At 26.4% G+C, this 21,965-nt stretch carries 20 protein-coding genes and 1 pseudogene; 9 read left to right on the top strand and 12 right to left on the bottom strand.

Annotation, left to right across the window (positions count from 1 at the left end; translation table 11 throughout):
• The first annotated feature begins 160 nt into the window (after positions 1–160).
• The 4 genes and pseudogenes from MARPI_RS01060 (at position 161) to MARPI_RS01050 (ending at position 4,825) form a co-directional block, all read left to right on the top strand.
• Positions 161–1,549, top strand: coding sequence for a radical SAM/SPASM domain-containing protein (locus tag MARPI_RS01060; RefSeq protein ID WP_014295736.1), 1,389 nt, complete (start codon positions 161–163; stop codon positions 1,547–1,549).
• Positions 1,519–3,204 carry an ABC transporter ATP-binding protein gene (locus MARPI_RS01055; RefSeq protein ID WP_014295735.1) on the top strand — a complete coding sequence of 562 codons (1,686 nt, stop codon included), beginning with the start codon at positions 1,519–1,521 and terminating at the stop codon, positions 3,202–3,204. The genes MARPI_RS01060 and MARPI_RS01055 overlap by 31 nt, the downstream gene beginning before the upstream one ends.
• A 134-nt stretch (positions 3,205–3,338) precedes the next feature.
• Positions 3,339–3,452, top strand: coding sequence for an ATP-binding cassette domain-containing protein (locus MARPI_RS11375; RefSeq protein WP_083825949.1), 114 nt, complete (start codon positions 3,339–3,341; stop codon positions 3,450–3,452).
• Between the two features lie 108 nt (positions 3,453–3,560).
• Positions 3,561–4,825, top strand: a pseudogene (locus tag MARPI_RS01050) (IS256 family transposase).
• Between the two features lie 349 nt (positions 4,826–5,174).
• Here MARPI_RS01050 and MARPI_RS01045 read toward each other — a convergent pair.
• Positions 5,175–5,387, bottom strand: a complete 213-nt coding sequence (locus MARPI_RS01045; protein ID WP_041638416.1) for a hypothetical protein — start codon at positions 5,385–5,387, stop codon at positions 5,175–5,177.
• Between the two features lie 221 nt (positions 5,388–5,608).
• On the opposite strand from MARPI_RS01045, the gene MARPI_RS01040 reads away from it, so the two are divergent.
• From MARPI_RS01040 to MARPI_RS01030, 3 genes are all read left to right on the top strand, one after another.
• Entirely contained in the window at positions 5,609–7,336 is a 1,728-nt protein-coding gene (locus tag MARPI_RS01040; protein ID WP_014295734.1) for an ATP-binding cassette domain-containing protein, read from the top strand.
• A gap of 673 nt (positions 7,337–8,009) precedes the next feature.
• Positions 8,010–8,399: a response regulator gene (locus MARPI_RS01035; protein WP_014295733.1), complete on the top strand. Its 390-nt coding sequence runs from the start codon at positions 8,010–8,012 to the stop codon at positions 8,397–8,399.
• A gap of 12 nt (positions 8,400–8,411) precedes the next feature.
• The gene (locus MARPI_RS01030; protein WP_014295732.1) at positions 8,412–9,779 is read left to right on the top strand and encodes a GAF domain-containing protein; all 1,368 of its coding nucleotides are present in this window, start codon (positions 8,412–8,414) and stop codon (positions 9,777–9,779) included.
• 17 nt (positions 9,780–9,796) lie between these two features.
• Here the strand turns inward: MARPI_RS01030 and MARPI_RS01025 are convergent, their stop codons facing one another.
• From MARPI_RS01025 to clpX, 3 genes are read right to left on the bottom strand one after another with little or no spacing between them, the layout of a single operon-like run.
• Positions 9,797–10,690: a tRNA dihydrouridine synthase gene (locus MARPI_RS01025; RefSeq protein ID WP_014295731.1), complete on the bottom strand. Its 894-nt coding sequence runs from the start codon at positions 10,688–10,690 to the stop codon at positions 9,797–9,799.
• Positions 10,687–11,694 (bottom strand): tRNA (adenosine(37)-N6)-threonylcarbamoyltransferase complex transferase subunit TsaD, encoded by a 1,008-nt coding sequence (gene tsaD / locus MARPI_RS01020; protein WP_014295730.1) that lies wholly within the window; start codon positions 11,692–11,694, stop codon positions 10,687–10,689. The genes MARPI_RS01025 and tsaD overlap by 4 nt, the downstream gene beginning before the upstream one ends.
• Positions 11,694–12,926, bottom strand: coding sequence for an ATP-dependent Clp protease ATP-binding subunit ClpX (clpX, locus tag MARPI_RS01015; protein ID WP_014295729.1), 1,233 nt, complete (start codon positions 12,924–12,926; stop codon positions 11,694–11,696). Before clpX ends, tsaD begins: the two co-directional genes overlap by 1 nt.
• A 326-nt stretch (positions 12,927–13,252) precedes the next feature.
• Here clpX and MARPI_RS01010 point away from each other — a divergent pair, with 326 nt between their 5' ends.
• The gene (locus tag MARPI_RS01010) at positions 13,253–13,531 is read left to right on the top strand and encodes a hypothetical protein (protein ID WP_014295728.1); all 279 of its coding nucleotides are present in this window, start codon (positions 13,253–13,255) and stop codon (positions 13,529–13,531) included.
• Positions 13,532–13,615: 84 nt separating this feature from the next.
• On the opposite strand, the gene wecB is transcribed toward MARPI_RS01010, so the two are convergent.
• The 6 genes from wecB to MARPI_RS00980 are packed head-to-tail and all read right to left on the bottom strand — an operon-like array spanning position 13,616 to position 20,396.
• Positions 13,616–14,737: a non-hydrolyzing UDP-N-acetylglucosamine 2-epimerase gene (gene wecB, locus MARPI_RS01005; protein ID WP_014295727.1), complete on the bottom strand. Its 1,122-nt coding sequence runs from the start codon at positions 14,735–14,737 to the stop codon at positions 13,616–13,618.
• A 45-nt stretch (positions 14,738–14,782) separates the two neighbouring features.
• Entirely contained in the window at positions 14,783–16,111 is a 1,329-nt protein-coding gene (locus MARPI_RS01000) for a hypothetical protein (RefSeq protein ID WP_014295726.1), read from the bottom strand.
• A 12-nt stretch (positions 16,112–16,123) separates the two neighbouring features.
• Complete coding sequence (locus tag MARPI_RS00995; protein WP_014295725.1) at positions 16,124–17,482, bottom strand: hypothetical protein; 1,359 nt, start codon at positions 17,480–17,482, stop codon at positions 16,124–16,126.
• Entirely contained in the window at positions 17,479–18,045 is a 567-nt protein-coding gene (locus tag MARPI_RS00990; RefSeq protein WP_014295724.1) for a DUF4416 family protein, read from the bottom strand. The genes MARPI_RS00995 and MARPI_RS00990 overlap by 4 nt, the downstream gene beginning before the upstream one ends.
• The gene (locus tag MARPI_RS00985) at positions 18,032–18,364 is read right to left on the bottom strand and encodes a hypothetical protein (protein ID WP_014295723.1); all 333 of its coding nucleotides are present in this window, start codon (positions 18,362–18,364) and stop codon (positions 18,032–18,034) included. Before MARPI_RS00985 ends, MARPI_RS00990 begins: the two co-directional genes overlap by 14 nt.
• Entirely contained in the window at positions 18,357–20,396 is a 2,040-nt protein-coding gene (locus MARPI_RS00980) for a CBS domain-containing protein (RefSeq protein ID WP_014295722.1), read from the bottom strand. Before MARPI_RS00980 ends, MARPI_RS00985 begins: the two co-directional genes overlap by 8 nt.
• A gap of 81 nt (positions 20,397–20,477) precedes the next feature.
• On the opposite strand from MARPI_RS00980, the gene MARPI_RS11040 reads away from it, so the two are divergent.
• A complete protein-coding gene (locus tag MARPI_RS11040; RefSeq protein ID WP_014295721.1) occupies positions 20,478–21,038 on the top strand; it encodes a hypothetical protein in 561 nt (186 codons plus the stop codon).
• On the opposite strand, the gene MARPI_RS00970 is transcribed toward MARPI_RS11040, so the two are convergent.
• Both MARPI_RS00970 and rsmD read right to left on the bottom strand, forming a co-directional pair.
• Positions 21,039–21,416 carry a late competence development ComFB family protein gene (locus MARPI_RS00970; protein WP_014295720.1) on the bottom strand — a complete coding sequence of 126 codons (378 nt, stop codon included), beginning with the start codon at positions 21,414–21,416 and terminating at the stop codon, positions 21,039–21,041.
• On the bottom strand, positions 21,416–21,964 hold the full coding sequence (gene rsmD, locus MARPI_RS00965; protein ID WP_014295719.1) for a 16S rRNA (guanine(966)-N(2))-methyltransferase RsmD: 549 nt from the start codon (positions 21,962–21,964) through the stop codon (positions 21,416–21,418). Before rsmD ends, MARPI_RS00970 begins: the two co-directional genes overlap by 1 nt.
• Between the last annotated feature and the right edge of the window lies 1 nt (position 21,965).

The raw sequence follows: 21,965 nt of genomic DNA, 5'->3' as shown, positions 1-21,965 counted from the left end.
AATAGAACCTGTTGTTGAATGTTCTTTTTGTCAATCTGCTATAGTAGTATGCGGAGTTATATGGTAACTACATAATTATTAGTAAATATAGTTAAACGTTTCCCATCATAAAACAAGATGGGAAACGTATTTTAAAAATTATCAAGTAAGGAGGAACAAAATGAAAAATAAAATATTATTATTATCCCCAAAAGTAAATTTAATAAAAACTAATAAAGGCGCTATTTTAAAGCGTGTGGGTGGAAGTAATCTGATATTTTTAAGTCAAACAGAAGCTTTATTTTTATCGTTGTGTGACGGAACTAAAACTTTTGAAGATATTAGTGAAAAGATATCAAATTTATATGAAGTTTCGATTGATATAGTAAAAAATGATTTACATATTTTAATAGACAAATTTAATAAAATTAATATAATAAATTTTTTACCTCAAAAATTACATAAAAGATTGTCGAAATATACTGAGAATGAATATCTTTTTATTCCTGAAATTGATAGTCCTATTATTATTCCACATAAAATTAATAGTATAGGTTTTTCTTTAACGGATTATTGTCCTTTAAATTGTAATTATTGTTTTGGTAATTTCAATTCAAATAATACTAAAAAATATTTACCAACCGAAAAAGTTATTTCAATTATTGAAGAAGCTGAAGAATTAGGAAAAGTAGAATATGTATCTTTATCAGGCGGTGATCCTATAGCTCATTCTGGATTAGCTAAAATTATTAATTTTTTGGAGAAAAAAAGAATAAATTATGAAGTTTCAACAAAAGGAACAATTCTATCAAAAGAAAAAATTATAGAATTAGTTGATGCGGGTTTAAGAAACATTCAAATAAGTATAGATGCATGGGAACCAGAAAAATGGTCCAGAATAACAGGTTTAAAGAAAGAAGATTTTAACAAAGTTATAGAAGCTTTTTATTGGTGCAATGTGTTTAATATAAAAACCAGGGGGCGAATAACTTTATCTAAGGAAAACTTAAATGATTTAGAAATTTTATTTCAGAAATTACCTTTTTTAGGTGTTGAAGAAATTAGAGTAGTTCCTATACTTCCAATTGGAAGAGGAATTTTATCCCAAACATTGACAGAAAATGAAATAAAATATGCAATATCGTTAAAAGAAAAATATGAAAAAATATACAATGGAAGTATCAAAATTACATATGGATTACAAAAATTTGCAAAAAATATAACCTGTGGCGGTGCAAAAGTTGCAATGCAAATATGTTCTGATGGGGAAGTTATATTGTGTGATGTAGTAGAAGGAATAAATAAATCGGCATTCAGTTATGGAAATATATTCGAAAAATCTATAAAAGATATATGGTTTTCCGAAAAAGCGAATAGATTTAGATATAATTTAGATTTAAAAGAATGTATTCAGTGTGATAAATTTAGTACCTGTAATGGTGGCTGCAGAGCAGTTGCATATAAATATTATGGAGATATAAACAAACATGATCCAAGATGTTTAAATTATTCAGAAAAGAAAGAAGGTGAATTATTTATATGGAAAAAAGAAGAGATGACAACAAATTAGAAAAAAAAGAAATATATAATTTTTTATTCAAAATATTTAAAAGATATTGGAAAAGACAAATAATAGCTATTTTATTTATTGGTTTGATGGCAATATCAGCATTGGTTTTTCCAATGCTGATTAAATATATGATAGATGTTGTAATACCAGAAAAAAATTTTCAAATTCTCTTTAAATATATATTTATAATGATAGGAGTATTGATTGCAACTTCTGTGATAAGTTATTTAGGTGAAATAATATTTGAGATGAATGCATTAATAGCCAAACGTGATATAAGAAAAGAAATTATAATAAAATTAACAAAATTACCATATGAATTTTTTATGAAAATTAATTCAGGTGAGTTAATATCAAAATTAATGTCAGATCTTGAAATGGTTGGAGTTGTAGTTTCTCAGGTGTTTCCAGTTTTTGTATTATCGATATTACAAATTGCAGGAATAATAGGAATGATGTTTTATTTAAATTGGAAACTAGCAATGGTGCCAATAATTTTAACAATAATATCCCTTTTAATTTTGAAGATCATAAATAAAAAAGCAGAACATATCTCAATTATTGAAAGAGAAAAATTTGGAGAAATTACAAATTTATTAGTAGATATTATAAATAATATAAAAACAATAAAAGTAATGAATGTGTATAGTTGGACAGAAGAAATGATGGATACTATATTATATAACCATTATAATGTTGGGAAAAAGTTTATAAAATTTATAAAATTATCCGGAGCAATAGGTAATTCCATAAATGGATTAATAACAGTTGGAGTATTTGGATATGGAGGATATTTAATTATAAAAAATGAAATAACTCTTGGAACATTAATAGCTTTTTGGACATTTATTCAAACATTGATGTCACCTTTGCAATTATTAATGAAGGTAAATATGGTACTTAGAAGCTCATGGGGTGGGATAAAGAGAATAGTTGATATAACAAAATATGAAGAAGAAAAGGTTGAAGAGAAAAAAATAGAAAATATTAATTCAATTCAACTGGAAAATATCGAATATGGTTTTAATAATGAAAAAATACTTGAAACAGTAAATTTAAACCTACAAAAAGGAAAAATAATATGTATAACAGGAGAGAATGGAGTAGGAAAGACAACTTTATTTAATGTAATAACAGGTCTATATATACCGAAAAAAGGAAAAATAAAATTAAATGATAAAGAAACAATAGAAAGTAATATATTAAGAAAACATATTGGATATGTGGAACAAGAACCCGTATTATTTAAAAATTGTAGTATTAAAGAAAATATATTGATGGGAAGAAAGATTTCAAAAGAGAAATTTGAGGAAATTTTGAAAATAACTGATCTGGAAAAAATAATATCAAAATTTGAAAATGGAATAGAGGAAAAAGTGCAGAATATAAATTTATCTGGTGGTCAAAAGCAAATGATAGCAATAGCAAGAGCATTAATATCAGAACCTCAGATTATCTTACTTGATGAATTTACATCTGCAATGGATGCGAAAAATGAGGAAATAATACATGAAATTTTAAAAAAGTTAAAAAAAGAAGGAAAAATAATAGTTTTAATAACACATAGGAAATCAACATTAGAGATATGTGATGAGAAACTAAAAATCGAAAAAGGTGAATTAGAAAAGCTTACTGATAAAAATTTATATTATTAAGCAATTATCCTCTGGAGGTATAACAAATGGAAGAATTATTAAAAGTAGAAAAAATAAGCAAAACATATCCAAATGGAGTAAGAGCAAATAATAATATAAATTTTAGTTTAAAAACAAATGAAATTATTGGATAAATTGGTCCAAATGGAGCAGGAAAAACAACATTAATAAGACAGATTTTAAAATTATTGAAACCAACTTCAGGAAACATTATTATAAATGATGGTAGTATAATAAAAAGTGTGTAAATAAAAAAATAGAAAAATAAAAAGAATGAATATGTGAAAAAAGGAAGCCCAGTAGTGTGGTGAAAGAGAAAGGGGATTTTGAAAAAAAGGTTACATGGGGGGATAGTAATGCCGAGAAAAAGAAAAGAGGAAAATGAACAGATTCTTGGCAATGTGGATAGGAATTTCATAAAACAATATATAAAAGAAAATGGAATTAAGGATTGGAATGATGTTGAGGATATAAGCAAAAAGCTTGTAAAAATAATGCTTGAAGAAATGTTGAAAGCAGAAATGGATTATGAACTTGGATATGAAAAGTATTCCAGAAAACCTGAGGATAACGATAATTATCGAAATGGTTATTCTAAAAAAACTGTAATAACTAAAAATGGTGAGATGGAATTAACAGTTCCAAGGGATAGGAATGGAGAATTTGAACCACAAATTGTTAAAAGAGACAAAGACATATTTCTGTTATTGAGGATTTGGTATTATCGCTATATTCAAAAGGATTAAGTGTCAGGGATATTAGAGACCATATTAAAGAAATATATGATGTGGAAGTTTCTCCAGAGAAAATCAGTATGATTACTAATTCTGTAATGCCTTTAATAAATGATTGGAGAAATAGACCTTTGGAAGAGATATATGCTATTGTATATCTGGACGCTTCATTTTATTCAGTAAAAGAAGATGGTGTTGTTAAAAGAAAGGCTATATATAACGTCATAGGTATTAATCTTGATGGATATAAGGATATCCTTGGTATATACATAGAAAAAACTGAATCCTCAAGATTCTGGATGAATGTCTTGAATGATTTAAAAGCCAGAGGTGTTAAAGATATTTTAATCGCTTCTGTTGATGGGTTAAATGGTTTTGTTGATGCAATCCATACCGCTTTCCCTAATGCTGAAGTTCAAATGTGTATTGTCCATCAATTGAGAAATACATTTAAATATGTCCCTCATAAGCATAGAAAAGCTGTTGTTAAGGATTTAAAACCTATATATCAAGCTCCAAGTCTTGAAGCTGCTGAAGCTGCACTTGAAGATTTCGAAAAAAAATGGGGCGAAACTCACCCCTTGGCAGTACAAATATGGAAAAATAATTGGGATAAATTATCAGCCTATTTTAAATATTCAGAACCAATAAGAAGGCTGATATACACAACCAATCCAATAGAAAATGTTCATAGACAATTTAGAAAAATAACCAAAAACAAAAGCGTATTTCCAACAGATGACTCATTGATAAAAGCAATATATTTTGCAGCAATGAGAATAACGGAAAAATGGACTACAAGAATTAGGGATTGGGGACAAATATTAAATGAGTTAAGAATATATTTTGGAGATGATAGAGTGCCTATTTACAGAACAAACGATTAAAAAGAAAATTCAAAATTCTGTATATATTAAACTTTGAAAAGTGAATATTTCTTAAAAGATTGCACTAAATTGTGCAAAAGGAGTGAAAACTCAAAAATTAGCTTCTTAAAAAACAAAAAGATTATTAAAAAAATTATTCAAACAATTTTTAATATCTCATTAAAAATTATAACTCTAATATTTTGATTTCACAAAGTATTGAATTTTCTTGAATTATTAAGAATAAACATCATATTTATTCCTAAACACAAATAATCTCTTATAACCAACTATAATTAATTTACACAGTATTTTGGATAGTCCCAAAAATTATAAAACTTTTAACCAGGTAAAGAAAATTGTGAAAGAATCAGTATGAGGTTTTAATTAAAAACCCCTCAATAATCCCATCAATCAAAAACCTTTCATCATCTTCAAATGAGTAATATCCTAAAGCAATTCTTTTTTGACCAAGACCATATTTAATTGCAAAATCGCGAATCTTGCTTTTTGGATAAGGAGTAATGGACCATTTAATATCGTATCGAACACAATTTCTTAAAAACACATCAAAAACTTTCATTTCCTCATCACTGAGCTTAAAATAATTAAAAACAAATTCCTTAAAGTTCTTTGTTTTCTTAAAAAGCTCAGTGATGAGTTTTTTTCTTGATAAAAAGATATTAGAGATATAAATTGATAGTCAAAAGTGTTATAAAGCGCCAAAGATACACTAAAAACTTTGTGAAAAATAAAAAATGTATAACTTAATTAATACAATACAGAGATTAAGGAGTGGAATACATGAAAAAGATAAAAGAAATAATAAATTTTTATAGATGTATTAGCAGGAAAAGATTGATTTTAACTCTTATTGGAGGTCTAATTCTTTCCTTTCCAATAATCATAAATATATATACGCCCGTTATTATAGGTAAAATAATCGATAATCTGTCAAATCAAACGCTAAATATAAATAATATATATCTTTTAATAGGATTATTTGCATTAAATATAATATTAGATTATATAGGAAATAAAATATATTTGTACAATAAATACAAAGCAGCAGATGAAATGAGAAACTATATATTTGAAAAAACTTTTAGTATACCTATAAAAGAATTTAACAGAAATGGTGCAGCATATTATTCTACATTAATTAGAGAACAATTAAATAACGCATTTGCAGTACTTGATTATTCGTTTATCCAAAATATTTTACTTACAGTACGAATGATATTTATTATGGGAATAGTATTTTTATGGAGCAAAATAATATTTATAGTATTTTTATTAAATGGTGTGGCAGTTTATTTGTTTTCAAAAAACATGAATAAATTGACAAGACCATATATAGAAAAAGGAATGAATGAAGTAAGGAAAATAAATTCCTTTCTAAATGAATCGTTTAATAATATCATACAGGTACTTTCCGGAAATTTCGTTAAAAAACTTTCAAGAGAATATCAGGAAAAGAATAAAATTACAACAGATTATTTTTTAAAATCAGAATATATAAGAGTGAAATTGAATATTTTGCTTTCTGAAATTCCGGAAGCATTTACAAAAGTGTTTATTATAGTTTATTCTGCATATCTGGTTTTAAAAGGAAATATGGAAATAGGTCAGATATGGGTATTATTGACTTATTATTCTTATATAAAACAACCATTTGAATTCTTTAGATACTTCTCTAAAGCATTTTTAGAAGGTGATGTAACTATTAATGAAATAAATAAATTTTATAGTAAAACAAAAGAAAACAAAGGAAAAGATAAAAAATATATGGAGTTATTATCTGAAGATAATTTTTACACATTAAAAAATGTAAACTACAAAATAAATGGAAGAAAAATATTGAAAAATATAAATATTGTATTCCCTAAAAATAAAATAATAGGAATAGTTGGTTTATCTGGAGAAGGAAAATCAACACTGATAAACATCTTATTAGGATTTGAAAAAGAATATGAAGGAGAAATATACTTAAATAGAAAAGACATAAGGAATTTAACTCATGAAGAAATATTTAACGAATTGGATTATTATGAACAAAATGTAAAAATATTTAATAAATCACTAAAGGAAAATATAATTTTAGGTCGAGAATGGAATAAAAAAAGATATGAAGAAATAGTCGAAAAATTAAAATTAAAACATTTAGAAAATAGAAAGTTAGGGAGCAATGGTGAATTTATTTCTGGTGGTGAAAAACATAGAATTCAATTAGCCAGAATTATGTATTCAAATAAAAAATATGTAATCCTTGATGAACCGCTTACCAACCTGGATGCAATTAATGAAAAAGAACTGCTGGATATATTAAATGAACATTTAAAAGATAAATCAGCAATTATAATTTCTCATAAATTTAATATCATAGATATTTGTGATTTAATAGCGGTAATAGAAAACAGTAAGATAACCTCATTTGATGCTCATGAAAATTTATTAAAGAAAAATGATTTATATAAAAAATTAAGAGATATAGCTGTTAATTTTGAAAATCGATCTAAAATAAATCAATGAATTTTATTAATTTTATAGTAAAACTCAAGAAAAATTTCCTTAAAAAGAATTTCGCGATATAAGACCTTTGTTTGAAATCGGATGATAAATTAATCATCCGATTTTTTTATTGCCTTTAAAATCGCTAATTTTTAAAAATCATAAATTTTGATACCTGGTAAAATTATATTTTTCCACTTAACTTCGGTAAATCAAAATTTACCGAAGTTAAGAGAAAGTCTTTAATAAAGCTAAAAATCGCTATTTTTCTATTAAATATACCTATAAAAATACAAATATTTGAGTATGAGACATTATCTATTTTTTCTAGATGAAATATTTTTTTAGTACTTTTTTATATAATATATATAGTTTATACAATATATAATAATTATTACATTGTATTTGTGGTCTTTGTTTGTTTTTGATTTTTCTATTGGTCGTATTAATGTATATTGCATTATATAATTTATTATTGAATATATAATAATTTATCTATTGTATAATATAAATATTTGATGTATAAGAAAAATGAAATTGATTATTTTTAATTTTTAATAAATAAATTTTATCTATGAATATATAATATATATTAAAATATATAATGTATAAATTTAATTGATAAAAAAATTCCAGATTTGAATTTTTATGGTATACTTATCATGGAGAAATTTTTTGATTGGAGGATGAAATTATGGGAAAGGTTCTAGTTGTTGATGATGATAAAGTAATTAGAGAATTTTTAAGAGAATTACTAACTTCAAAAAATATTGAAGTTAACGATGTAGAAAAAGGAAGCGAAGCTATAGAATTACTTAAGCATACAGAATATGATGTTGTATTATTGGATATAATAATGGAGGATTTAGATGGAATAGAGGTTTTAAGAAGAATAAAGAAAATGTCACCATTAACTACTGTAATTATGATGACTGCTTATTCAAGTCCGGATTATGTTTTGCATGCACTAACTCTTGGTGCAACTGATTTCGTTGAGAAGCCGTTTGAGCCAGAACTGATATTAAAATTAGTTAAGGAAAATCTTACTCGTGTGAAAAGATGGAAAAAATCTTTGGGTTTATGAGGGCTATATATTATGTCCTTTATATCTAATCTAACTTTTTCGGAGTTTAATGAATATATTAGTAAAATTTTTGATTTAATAATAAAAAAAGTAAGAGCTGATTCTGGCTCTATTCTTGTTCTTGATGAAAATGAAAATATTATATACAAGGCTGAAAAAAATCTTACCATTGAAATTGAAAAAATCTCTGTTGGTGAAATTGACAGACTTGTTTCCAGAATGAAGAAGCCTGTTATTCTTGAAGATTTATCAGAATTTCCTGATTTAAAAGGTAAAAAACGAGAGGAAATAAAATCATCTATTATTTTTCCAATGTATTTCAAAGATAAATTAATAGGTTTTTTAAATTTAAATAGAAAAAATTCGTCTTTTATCAATAAAGATATTGAAATTATAAAAGAGCAGGAAGTTTTTTTAATTCCTACTATATATAATATTGTTCTTTTAGAAGAAATAAATAAGGAACGTAGAAAGTTTAATAGATTTATTATTGCATTAAAAATTATGATAGATTCATATTCTAACTCAAAAAATACATTTGAATTTTTAGGAAAGGTTTTAAGTGCGGTAAAAAAAGAATTGAATGCAAAAATTACATTTGTTTTTCATGATTCACAATATACTGGAAAGGGGATAAGATTTGGAGACAAGGTGCTTGAGATAGTATATGGTGAAAATTATGATATTGAGTATGTTGAAAAAATAGAAGAATTCTTTAAAAGTATATTATTATTAAAACATCTTGAAGAAATTACAAAAACCATAGATGTATATTCTGAAAATTCCAAAGAAATTTTAATGATGAATTTTGTATCCTGGGAATTGCTTCAAGAGGTAAATAGCACCTTAACCTCATTAAATATGATAGCTTTTATGTTAAAAGACAAAGATCCACGATTAGCAGAAAATATAAAAGAAACTGTTAAAAGATTACAAAGTGCATCTGATAAATATAAATCTAAATTCTTTAAAGATAAAAAAATAGAACTTGTGGATATCTATGATTTACTTGAAGATATTGGAAAACGTATAAAAATATTTTTACCTGATATTGATTTTAAAATATTGAATATTTTTCATACTAAAATATACTTTCAGAAAGAAATTATTTCAAATGCCTTTTTCAGTATTTTCCTAACAATATTAAAAGATTTAAAAACAGATAAAAACATTTCTTTTGAAATTTCACACGAAAAAATAAGTTTACGTGAGATAAAAGTGATAATTACAGCATACCCAATTAATATGTCAATAAGCGAAGAAAAGATTAAGGAGCTTTTTAAAATACCATTTGGTATATTTGAAAATTATCATATTAAATCAAATGTTCAAATTAACGAAGATAAAATAATTTTAGATTTCATTATCCCAAAAAAATAATACCCTTAAAAAGGGTATTATTTTTCTAATGCATAAACAATTTTTTCTAAATCGTTATATGTGTTAATATATGGAATTTGTTTTCTTATTTCCCTGGCATTTTTTAAACCTTTTGTGTAAGCAATAAAAATCTTTTTAAATCTTCTAATTGCTTTTTCTTCACCATAATCATCTATCATCATTTTAATATGTTCTAAAATTGTTAATTTAAATTCTTCAAATTCTGGCTTTCTATTTGAGAAAATCCATGGATTGCCCATACTTCCACGAGCAACAATTACAAAATCTACATTATATTCACTCATTAAAATTTGCGCATCTTCATATGAATAAATATCTCCACTTGCTCCTAAAGGAATATCACAAATTTTTTTTAAATCTCTAAACCTTTTCCAATTCGCCTCTCCAGAATATAATTGTTTTTGAGTTCTGGCATGGACAATAACATAATTAGCATTATTCTTTTGAACAACTTCGATTATCTTTTCTGCAATATCCTCATCAAAACCCAATCTGATTTTTACTCCCACTGGAATTTCAACATTTTCCTTTAATGCTTTAATAATATTTCCCAACTTATCTAAATCCTTTAATAAAGCCGAACCTGCTCCTTTTTTTATTACTTTTTTAACAGGGCAACCGGCATTTATGTCAATCCAATTTCCTTTATTTTCAACTAATTTTGCAGCTTTTATAAAACTTTCTATATTAGAACCAAATAATTGAATACCAATATCTTTTTCATTTTCTTTTGGCAACATTGAAAAACTTTCTTTTTTATCTCTAATTAATGCTTCTACACTAATCATTTCAGTAAAAGTAAATTCTGCACCATTCTTCCTGCATATTTCTCTATATGCATAATCTGTATAATCTGCCATTGGTGCCAATCCAATTTTACCTTCTATCATATATCTCTCAACCCCAAATTTGGAACTGCATCAAGAGATAAATCGGCAAAACTATTTCTAATAAATTTTTCATATCCCGCACGTGCAATCATAAGCGCATTATCAGTACATAAATTTAACGGCGGGAAATAGATTTTCATATTTTTTCTTTTAGCTTTTTCGTCTTCTATTCTTTTTCTTAAATATGAATTTGCAGCAACACCACCTGCAATAATTATTTTATCAACCTTTAAATCTTTAGCTGCCTTCATAGTTTTGTGAATCAATGTATCTATTAAAGCCTTTTGGAATGAAGCCGCCACATCTTCAATCTTATAATTATCATTTTTCTTAGTAAAATATAATAGTGCAGTTTTTAATCCGCTAAAGCTAAAATCATATCCTTTATGATACAACGGTTTTGGAAAATCATAAATAGGTTTTCCATTTTGAGCTAATTTATCAATTTTAGGACCGCCAGGGTATCCAAGATTCAACAATCGAGCAACCTTATCAAAAGCTTCGCCTGCTGCATCATCTATAGTTTGACCAATAATTTCAAAATGCAAATAATCTTTCGCATGAAGTATCATAGTATGACCACCAGAAACAAGCAAAACGAGAAATGGCGGTTCTAAATCATCGAAGGCAATAAAATTGGCATAAATATGCCCGTACAAATGATTAACTCCAATTAATGGTTTATTTAAATTTAAAGCCAACCCTTTTGCAAAATTTAAACCAATAAGCAAAGCCCCGACTAATCCGGGGCCATATGTAACTGCAATAGCAGAAATTTCTTCAGGTTTTATATTAGCTTCTTCAAAAGCCTTATTAGTTAATTGATTTAAATAATTCAGATGTTTTCTTGCTGCAATTTCCGGAACAACACCACCAAATATCTTATGTATATCAATTTGTGAAACAACAAGGTTAGAAAGTACTGTATTTCTTCCCTTTAAAATTGCAACAGCTGTTTCATCACAGGATGTTTCAATAGAAAATATAATAGGTTCTTCCTTCATTATGCACTCTCCCGCTCAATCATAACAGGTTCTTTCTTTTTCTTAACAACATCTTCATCAATAATAATTTTTTCTATAATGCCTTTTCTTCCAGGAACTTCAAACATTATATCAAGCATTACTTCTTCAAATACGCTTTTTAAAGCTCTTGCACCGGTTCCTCGTTTTAATGCTTCTTTAGCAAGTTCATATAATGCACCATCAGTAACTTCCAATTCAACGCCATCTAATTCAAGCATTTTCTGGTATTGTTTTAACAATGCATTTTTGGGTTCTTTCATAATTTTTACTAAATCTTCTTCACTTAAGTCGCTTAATGTAGAAACTACAGGAAATCTTCCAACAAATTCTGGGATTAAACCATAATGTACTAAATCATCTTGAGTTACATTCTTTAATATTTCTCCAAGTTTTAAATCTTTTTTAGACTTTATTTCAGTACCAAAACCCATTGTAGTTGTAAGAATTCTTTGTTTAATAATATCATCAAGTCCATCAAATGCACCACCAGCAATAAATAATATATTAGAAGTGTCTATTTTAATAAATTCTTGATATGGATGTTTTCTTCCACCTTGAGGAGGAACATTTGCAATAGTTCCTTCTACAATTTTTAATAATGCCTGTTGAACACCTTCACCTGAAACATCTCTTGTAATTGAAGGATTAGGTGATTTTCTTGTAATTTTATCAATTTCATCAATGTATATAATACCCATTTGAGCCTTTTTAGTATCAAAATTAGCAGCCTGTAAAAGTCTTAAAATAATATTTTCAACATCTTCACCAACATAACCAGCTTCTGTTAAAGGTGTTGCATCAGCAATTGCAAATGGAACACCAAGAATTTTAGCTAAGGTTCTTGCCATTAATGTTTTACCAGTACCAGTTGGTCCTATTAATAATACATTTGACTTTTCAATTTCAACATCATCGTGTTTATTGCCGTAGAAAACTCTTTTATAATGATTATAAACGGCAACAGCAAGTGTTTTTTTAGCATATTCCTGTCCAATTACATATTTATCTAACTCTGCCTTTATTTCAGCAGGTGTAGGTAATTCCTTTTTTTCGCCTGCATTTTCTCCCTCGATATTTTTTGCTTCCTGTTCTTCTATTAAATCAGCAAATAATTCTATACATTCATTACATATATACACACCAGGTCCAGCGATTAATGTATCAACTTTGCTTGCTGGCCTTCCACAAAACGAACAATATTTTTCTTTCATAAACCGATTCCTCCCGTTTAAATATAATTTCTTTTATCCTATTTTAACACCTTCATGTAGATTTTCTTCAATAACTTTCTTTAATATTTTGTAAAAAAATACATTATCATAAAATTTTTTATTTTATGTAGTTTTTAGTTTTATCGAATTTTAGTATTTAATAATTAAAATCAATAGCTTAAATATATTTTATTAAATACTATAATTTACCAAATTTCTATTTTATTATATCTATAAATTTGACATTTATATAAATTTTTTGTATAATTATTTATATTCAAACTTAAAATTCTTTTTAAATCCTGAAAGTTTACAGGAGGCTAAATATGTTAGAATTTATCTTTAACAGTAAAATAAAAATAAAAGTTTTAAGAACTCTTGTAGAAACTGATGAAATTTATTTTAACGACTTAAGAAGAAAAATAAATAGTGGTGCTGGTAGTTTGAAAAAAGTTATTGATTTCTTTTATGAAAAGAATATAATTGAATTAAAAAGAATAGGTAAAAGAAAACTTCTTATATCTCTAAATAATAATTACAAAGAATTATTAAAAAAGATTTTCGAAATAGAAAAAGATTTTATAAAAACCTATAGAAAAATTTAAGATTATTTTTTTTGAATTTAAAAAATTAAAAAATAATTTTTCAAGGAATAACAATAACATCCTCCAAAAGGGAGGATGTTATTGTTATATATTAAATTCTTCTATATCTTCACCAAGTAAAATTTTTGAAATTCTTAAAGATGCCTTTCCATCACCAAAAGGATTTTTTGCATGAGACATTTTATTATAGAAATCTTTATCAAATGCCAATTTATTTATATATTCTTTTACTGTTTCTTTTTCAGTTCCTATGAGTTTTGCTGTCCCGGCTTCTATTGCTTCAGGTCTTTCTGTTGTTTTTCTTAAAACTAATGTTGGTTTTCCTAAAGCTGGAGCTTCTTCCTGGATACCACCGGAATCGGTCATAATAAAATCAGCTCCTGTCATTAAAGCTGTAAATTCAAGATATTCAACAGGATCTATTAAGATTGCATTTTTTATATTTTCTAATATTGGATAAACAACTTCTCTTACTGCAGGATTTAAATGTACTGGAAATACTAAATATATATCTGGATTTATTTCAAGGAACTCTTTAACTGTTTCCATTACATTTTTCATTGGTTCTCCCCAATTTTCTCTTCTATGCATTGTCATTAGTATGTATCTTTTATCGTTTAATCCGTATTTTTCCTTTATTTTTTCTATTTTTTCTTTATTTTTATCTATAACCCATAACAATGCATCAATAACCGTATTTCCTGTTATAAATATATCTTTTTCGTTTATTCCATCTTTTAATAGATTTTCTTTTGCATTTTGTGTTGGAGGAAAATGTAAAGTGCTTAATACTCCAGTTAATCTTCTATTCATTTCTTCCGGAAAAGGGTTATATTTATTGTTTGTTCTTAATCCTGCTTCCACATGTCCAACAGGAATTTTATAATAAAATGAGATTAAAGCACCTATAAATGTTGAAGTTGTATCTCCCTGAACGAGTATATAATCAAATTTTTCCTTTTTTAAGATATCATCTATTTTTTTTACGAGATTTGCTGTTAATTCCGGCAATGTTTGGCGATGTGTCATTACATTTAAATCGTAATCAGGTTTTATATTGAATAGTTCTAAAACCTGATCCAGCATTTCTCTATGCTGTGCAGTTGCAATAACTTTTGCGTCTATATTATGTTCTTTTAATGAATGATATACCGGTGCCATCTTTATTGCTTCTGGTCTCGTTCCAAATATTAGTCCAACCTTCATTTTTTCACTCCTTTAATATATTTAGATGATTTATTGCATTTGATTTTAGAATTCATATGATATTTTTACTGTATATTTGATTAATTCAAATTTATCAAATGTTGTATTGATTTCTAAATTTTTGAATTTTAATTGTAATGTTGTGTAGTTGAATTCAGTTGTTTCACCATATGGTCCTGGCCATGTTTCGGTATTTCCCTTTAATTCAGTATTAAAATATGATGTGTTTAAATCTATTTCGCCTTTAATTATGTGCTCATATAATACCTTTAAATTGCCAAATTTATTTATAAATTCTAATGAAATGAGATAGCTTTCTATATCGTTGCCATAATCATATCCCATTGGTATATCGTATATTTTATTTCCGTCAATATATCGTCCGGTAAATTTTAATAGTTCCTGCCATCTATTATACATCCAGGAGTATATTTTATATTTTTCACCTTTTAAAATAAAATATGTGTTTTTATATTTTCCATTTATAGAGCTTCCGTATCCCCATGCAAATGCTGTTGGTTTATATGATTCAGCACCAGCTTCAGTTAAAGGTACAACATAGTCATCCATGGCAAATTCGCCATATAACTTTATTCCTTTAAAAGGAACAATTTCTCCATCTAATCCAAAAAGAGCATTTGAATATCCTTCGCCATATGTATTATGTAAAATATTCATAAAATTTAAATCGACTAAATCAGGGAATTTACCACCAATTAAATTTAATTCATTGAGGGAAATTCTTAATTGTTTTATAGGTTTAATATCCAATCTATGAATTAAGAGAGACTTGTATGGATCATAATATCCTATACCTATTGATCTTCTATCGGAATTTCCATCTACATTCATTTTTTGTATTGCTAATTCCTCATCTGTAAGATATGCATTAAATGAATATGCGCCAAAATATATTCCCATTTCACCTAATAAAAAGTCTGTTGTGAAACCACCTGTAATTCCATTTACATATGGAAGTGCGTCTGAAAAAAACACGCCATGTTCCAACAAAGACCAATCTGTTTTATACTTTCCAGCGATAAACCAGAAACTGTTTATCTTTTTTCCAAAGTAATATTCAAAGTTTAAATTGTTTTCAGGAGTTATTTCAAAAAGTATACCATAATTATTTGCTCTGTATGAAAAAAGATCATATAATTCATAACCTGTATTTTTTCGTAAAAAAGGAAAATACAAGGAAATATTTTTGGTATATTCAATAGGATAAGGTGAAATTGCTGTTGGAAGTGTCTCACCAGATATAGTTTTCTCGATTGTGTAAATTTTATATTCATTATCGTTTTCAAATGAAAAAGCAAATAGTTGTATTGCTGATAATACTATAAATAGTATCAAAATAACTGTTTTTTTCATAACACACCTCTATTACTTTAATTTAAGTGGTATTGTTGTAAATATTGAATATATATTGTATCTTTCATCGCCGTATTCCATATTAATATATTTAAATTCAAGATTTTCAATTAAAGGTATGTTTATTATCCCTTTTATTTTTTGTACTTTAAATTCTTCACCAAAAGATATCCCAAATTCATTTTCATAGTATAACAACCAGTTTTTTGAAGAAATATATCCTGAAATGGAAGTTGCTTTTGAATTTTCATCATATTTAAATCCAAGGGGATAATCATAAAAATATCTTGCTCCCGGGTCATTTATTATTTCAAGTGAACGGTTGTATAATCTATTATATGGAATATCGTCTTCGTATATTCCAGCATCTACAGAATAATATTCGTATTGTCCTGAAATAAATAGTTCTTTTAAAGGTTTTAATAATATTTCCACACCATATCCGTAACTATTTTTTTGTTTTATAGGATTATATGCATCTTGAAAGTACAATCTAAAAGGCATTTTTTGATATTGAATGTCAATACCTGCTAAAGCATTTTTTACATCAAATGGTGTAGATGGAATTTCTCCACCATATAATCCTAAGGTTGAAAGTCCTATGTTTATTGCGTAACTTTCATAATCTATTCTGTTTACCCATACTTCTTTAAATGCAAGTGTTGCATCTGTTGAAAATTGTTTTTCATATTCCGTTTTTGTCATCATTGGCTGCATTGAAATTAATATGGAATTATATGTAAAATCAGCTAATTTAATCTTAAAATTTATATTTTCATAGTATTTAGATGCATCTGATATTAAAAGTGAGTTTTTTAAAGGGCCTAATGATATAGGAGTACGTCCAAGTACCATGCTCCATTTTTTTTCGTTTAAACTGAGATAACTAAGAGATGGTGTGTCTAGAGTTGTTCGAGTTAAGATTGATGCATCTTTGTATATATCATAAATGTTCATGCTTTTATATTTAAAGTAAGGCGAATTTCCTTCTTTAAAATCAACAATAAATTGTGCATATAAATTTTTATTATGATAAAATTCAAAGCCAAAATCCAACCATGAATAATATTCTTTATACATATTACTAAAAAATATTTCATCTTTTTCAAGGGTAGAATATCCTCCACCATCAAATATTACTGTATTTTCTAATCTTTTTTCGTAACCCAGGGGTATTTTAAATAAAATTGAAGATTTGTATTCTGAATCATTTTTGTATAATAAAGGAAAACCGGTATATTGAATACCGGCATACATGTTTAACGATTTTTGATAATAATATTCGATTGTTCCAGGAAAAAGTAATTTTGCGGAACTAAATAATATAGTATTTAAGATTGCTATAAAAAATATTAATACTATTTTCTTCATCTAATCTTCCCTGCCAGCCATTTTTTTCTTTTTTCAAGATATAGATTTCTTATTTTTGTTAATTCTTCCTGGTATTCTTTATCTTTAAAATTTTGATAAGAATGGTCAAAAGCCTTCCATTGTTCATATACATACATTAAGGTTATTTCGGCATAAATTCCTTTGGATAAATATATTCTATTACCCCATGGTTTAGTACTCGCTAAAACAAATTGCATATGATGAACATAACCAATATCAAGATTTACCTTTCTTTTTCCATCAACAGAATATTTTTTTTCTATATCATTTGTTATTGTTTTAGCTTCTGCAAGAAATCCAGGCGAATATAGGTTTTTAAAACTTATCATTCGCGCCTTTATTTTAACGTTTTGCCCCATTTCCATATTGTAATAATATGTATATTTTTGAAAGTCAATTTCATCTGAAATATAATCTATTTCTCCAAAATGTTTTACAAGTTCATTATATACTCCCTCAGTATATAACCAGTAATCGGTATTACCAGCTGAAAAGAAGTGTATGACATAATTAACTCTATCAATATCTTTAATTTTTCCCATCTTCGACCACCACCTCAAATTTTTTGAGTTTAATTTTATATATTTTATCGTAAGTTTTTACAGTAATTATTCCATAATTGTCTTTAATAATAAATTTTTCATTTTTCCCTATTATTAGGTTTTTTGTATTTCCAGGTTTTAAGATTTCATCGTTTATAAAAACAGTTTTTGTTCCATTATTTGTAATTTCCACTGGAATTTTTTGAGATGAAGCAATATATATTAAATCTGCTGAGTTTTGAAGTATTTTAACAGCTAAAATCAGTGAAACGATAATGATAAAAGCTGATATACTCATGTATATTTTATATTCATTCATTTGATATCACCAAACGTTCCAAAAATTCTTTTTCATCTTGAATTTCACCATCAAGTTTTTTGATTTTTATATATTCTAATATTTCTCCGACTTTTTTTCCTGAAATACCTTTTTTTATGATATCTTTTCCTGTAATTTTTAATTCTAAATTTGAAATGGCCTTAAGATATTTTATATATTTTTCCTCCATTTCCTTACTGGTTAAAAAACCAGAAATCACAATCTTCAATTCATCATCTATATCTCCTAAAATATTATAAAAATCCGAATTTTTCCATTTAAATGGCAAAGTTTTAAACTTTTCTATTATGATGTTTAATCTGTTCAGGTTATTTATAAATTTCTTTGGCAACCCATATCTTTCAGTTGCATATATCGCCGCCTCTCCATTTTCGCAGGCTAAATAGCTATATAAGAATATATGGAAATCCTTAATTTTCTTATTTTTTATATTACATTTATTTTCAAACCATTTTTTAAATTTAAGTATTTTTTTAAAGCGTTCTACTTTTTCTTTTTTATATTTTGAATGCCAGAATAAATGATCAAATATTGATAATTCTCCCATTTCAATAATAGAATCTATTACATTTTTTTCAGATAATATTTTTTCTAATTCTTCTCTCAAACGCATTCCGGTAACTTTTTCAATATAATTATTGTTTATAGCTTCTTTCATTAATTCAAGTGTTCTTTCTTCTATTTTAAAATTAAATCTTCTTTCAAAACGTATTGCTCTTAAAATCCTTGTTGGATCTTCAATAAAACTTAAATTATATAAAATCCTTATTATGCCATTTTCTAAATCATTTTGACATCCAAAGAAATCAAATAATACACCAAATTCTTCTGGATTTAATTTTATAGCCATTGCATTTATTGAAAAGTCACGCCTGTAAAGATCTTTTTTTATTGTACTTATTTCAACTTTTGGTAAATCAGCAGGTTTTTCATAATATTCAACACGTGCAGTTGCAATATCTATTCTAAATCCATCTTTAAAGAATAATGAACCTGTATGGAACTCTTTATGTTCAACAAATGTTGTTCTAAGGTATTTAGATACGTATTTTGCATACTTTAATCCATCACCTTCAATAACTATATCAATATCGTAATTCTTTTTTCCCAATAATAAATCTCTTACAAAACCTCCAACTACATATACTGGAAAGTTAAGTTCTGCTCCATATATTCCGAGTAATCTTAAAAGATTTAGATATTTTGGTTCTATAATCTCTAACATCTTTTTTAAAATATTTTTTTTATGAAGAGTATTGGTATAGTCAATTATTATTTTTGCAGGTGATTTGTGAAAAAATTTCCCTTTTATTAAATCGCTTCTTGTAATTATTCCTATAAGAAGATTCTCTTTATTTAAAACAAGAATTCTTCCTATTCCATTTTCCGCCATTATTTCTCTAATTTTTTCAATAGAGGTTTCAGGTGAAACGGAAATTATCTTTTTTGACATTATTTTTTTTATAGGCTCTTTTTCAAGACCATGGTTTATAGCTTTTTCAACATCTTTTTTGGTAACAATTCCAATTAATTCATTTTTTTCAATAATTGGAAATCCGCTATGTCCAGTTTGTATCATAAGTTTATATATCTTTTCTATTGGTTCTTCTGATAATACTGTTCTTACAGGTGAAGACATAATGTCTTGTGCTCTAATTTTTGGAATACAGATATTATCTATGTTATTTAAGATTTCTTTCAAAAGAATATCCGGTGATTTTATTGAGCTTTCAAATGAAATCATATTATGGGATAACATATCTATTTTATAGTATTTCTTTAATTTATTGATATCTATATCCGAATTTGCAGATTTTATTATAACTTTTATTTTTTCATGAGTTTCAATAATAAAAATTATGTAAATATCATAAATTCCAAAAATTTCTGAATTTACATACTTATCTATATAATTATTTAGCGTTTTCTCAATATATGAGAAAAACACATTATAAGAGTTAAATTTAATTATCTGTGAATTTTTCTTCAATTCATCAATTATTTTGTCCATCTTCCCATCTCTCTTTATTTGAACTTTTTAAGTATATGTTTATTCTAAAGTATTAGAGTTTTCAACTTAGGAGTTGAAAATATGCGAATAAATCCTGATGCTGTAAATCCAATTCTTGGATATAAACTTGATCCCGGAGAACCTGGTCTTTCAACGGGAGCACCTGCATCATTGAGTATTTTACGTGTTCTTTCCCAAGAAACTTCAAATTTAGTACGTTTTAAAGCAGAAGCCGCAAAAAACGGCGGGTATATAATTTATAGCAAAATCTCGCTTGATATGGAAAAGCGAGGTGCCTTTCTGGCTGCTGTTGCTGGAAAAACAGAAGTAAAAGTTGCTTATAAAAAATCTGATGATACGTTAAATCCGGATAATTCCAATCCATTAAATCCCGAAAGTGATAAAGATGAAAAAAATTCTTTAAATCCTACAAAAAATAAGGATAAAAAACTCCTGGAAATGGAAATGTTAATAAAACGTTTGAAAAATTATGCACAAAGTGAAACTGATCCAATTATAAAATCTGAATTAGAAGAAAAAATTCGTTCTTTAGAAAATCAATTAATAATGATGAAATTGGGAAATACAATCATTTCCCAGAATGAGTCTATTTTAGGTATGATTTTTTCTGCGTATTTTTAATTATTTATTTTTTTTGTTATTACTTATATTTTCAAAATGCTTTTCAAGTTCGTCAAGATCTATATTTTCTTCATTTCTATATATAGATTCTTCTTTAGGGTGTGAAGGATGTTCTTTTACCTTTTCCATGGCTTTTAATACTTCTGTTAATACTTCCGCTCTTGTCTGGAATGTGTAATTTTGCAATTCTGAATATAATCTACCTTTTTCAGTGACTACATATTTTGGATGCAGATGGTTTAATGCCAGTGCAATAACATCGGCTCTACATCTGTCGCATATACACATATCGATATTTGGCATCGCAAACATTTCATTGGTTATTTCTTCAACTATATGTTCCATTACATTAGTAATATGATACTTTTCAATAATCATCATTTTCCCCCCATTGTAAATAATGTTAGTTTTATATCACCATAATTATACACCTTATATACTGCAAGTTCACCATATTTTTCTGAAATTTCTTCTCTTTTTGAATGTTCAACTATGATTAAAGTATCTTCATCATATATATTAGAGTTTTCACTAATTTTTTTCATTGCTTCATCTGCAAGTCCCATTTGAAAAGGTGGATCCATAAATATTATATCGTATTTTTCTGTTAATTTTGCAATAGCATTTCTAAAATCAGAACATATTAAATTTATTTTGTCTTTAACTCCTAAATTCCTTGCATTTTTTAATATAGTAGAACAGGCTTTTTTAGATGCTTCAATAATAGTTGCATCTGTGGCTCCTGAACTTAAAAATTCGAAAGTAACTATTCCTGAACCTCCGAATATTTCAAGAGATTTCATATCTTCCACATCAACAAAATTAAATATAGCTCTTCTTACATTTGCCGGTGTATAACGTGTTCTTTTATCATTAACAGTCATTACTTTTTTTCCTCTTAAACTTCCACTTTCTATTGATAACATA

The sequence above is a fragment of the Marinitoga piezophila KA3 genome (genome assembly GCF_000255135.1).
In the GTDB taxonomy this organism is placed as follows: domain Bacteria; phylum Thermotogota; class Thermotogae; order Petrotogales; family Petrotogaceae; genus Marinitoga; species Marinitoga piezophila.
Note: the sequence above shows the minus strand (reverse complement) of the source record. Positions and strands in the feature narration are given on the sequence as shown.

Excerpts from the sequence above, each read along its gene's own strand:
- MARPI_RS01000 (WP_014295726.1), bottom strand. The coding sequence starts at position 16,111 with ATGAAAAAAACAGTTATTTTGATACTATTTATAGTATTATCAGCAATA.
- tsaD (WP_014295730.1), bottom strand. The coding sequence starts at position 11,694 with ATGAAGGAAGAACCTATTATATTTTCTATTGAAACATCCTGTGATGAA.
- MARPI_RS01055 (WP_014295735.1), top strand. The coding sequence starts at position 1,519 with ATGGAAAAAAGAAGAGATGACAACAAATTAGAAAAAAAAGAAATATAT.
- MARPI_RS00990 (WP_014295724.1), bottom strand. The coding sequence starts at position 18,045 with ATGGGAAAAATTAAAGATATTGATAGAGTTAATTATGTCATACACTTC.
- rsmD (WP_014295719.1), bottom strand. The coding sequence starts at position 21,964 with ATGTTATCAATAGAAAGTGGAAGTTTAAGAGGAAAAAAAGTAATGACT.
- MARPI_RS01030 (WP_014295732.1), top strand. The coding sequence starts at position 8,412 with ATGTCCTTTATATCTAATCTAACTTTTTCGGAGTTTAATGAATATATT.
- MARPI_RS01060 (WP_014295736.1), top strand. The coding sequence starts at position 161 with ATGAAAAATAAAATATTATTATTATCCCCAAAAGTAAATTTAATAAAA.
- MARPI_RS00995 (WP_014295725.1), bottom strand. The coding sequence starts at position 17,482 with ATGAAGAAAATAGTATTAATATTTTTTATAGCAATCTTAAATACTATA.
- wecB (WP_014295727.1), bottom strand. The coding sequence starts at position 14,737 with ATGAAGGTTGGACTAATATTTGGAACGAGACCAGAAGCAATAAAGATG.
- MARPI_RS01035 (WP_014295733.1), top strand. The coding sequence starts at position 8,010 with ATGGGAAAGGTTCTAGTTGTTGATGATGATAAAGTAATTAGAGAATTT.
- MARPI_RS00985 (WP_014295723.1), bottom strand. The coding sequence starts at position 18,364 with ATGAATGAATATAAAATATACATGAGTATATCAGCTTTTATCATTATC.
- MARPI_RS00980 (WP_014295722.1), bottom strand. The coding sequence starts at position 20,396 with ATGGACAAAATAATTGATGAATTGAAGAAAAATTCACAGATAATTAAA.
- MARPI_RS01045 (WP_041638416.1), bottom strand. The coding sequence starts at position 5,387 with ATGAAAGTTTTTGATGTGTTTTTAAGAAATTGTGTTCGATACGATATT.
- MARPI_RS01010 (WP_014295728.1), top strand. The coding sequence starts at position 13,253 with ATGTTAGAATTTATCTTTAACAGTAAAATAAAAATAAAAGTTTTAAGA.
- MARPI_RS11040 (WP_014295721.1), top strand. The coding sequence starts at position 20,478 with ATGCGAATAAATCCTGATGCTGTAAATCCAATTCTTGGATATAAACTT.
- clpX (WP_014295729.1), bottom strand. The coding sequence starts at position 12,926 with ATGAAAGAAAAATATTGTTCGTTTTGTGGAAGGCCAGCAAGCAAAGTT.
- MARPI_RS01040 (WP_014295734.1), top strand. The coding sequence starts at position 5,609 with ATGAAAAAGATAAAAGAAATAATAAATTTTTATAGATGTATTAGCAGG.
- MARPI_RS00970 (WP_014295720.1), bottom strand. The coding sequence starts at position 21,416 with ATGATTATTGAAAAGTATCATATTACTAATGTAATGGAACATATAGTT.
- MARPI_RS01025 (WP_014295731.1), bottom strand. The coding sequence starts at position 10,690 with ATGATAGAAGGTAAAATTGGATTGGCACCAATGGCAGATTATACAGAT.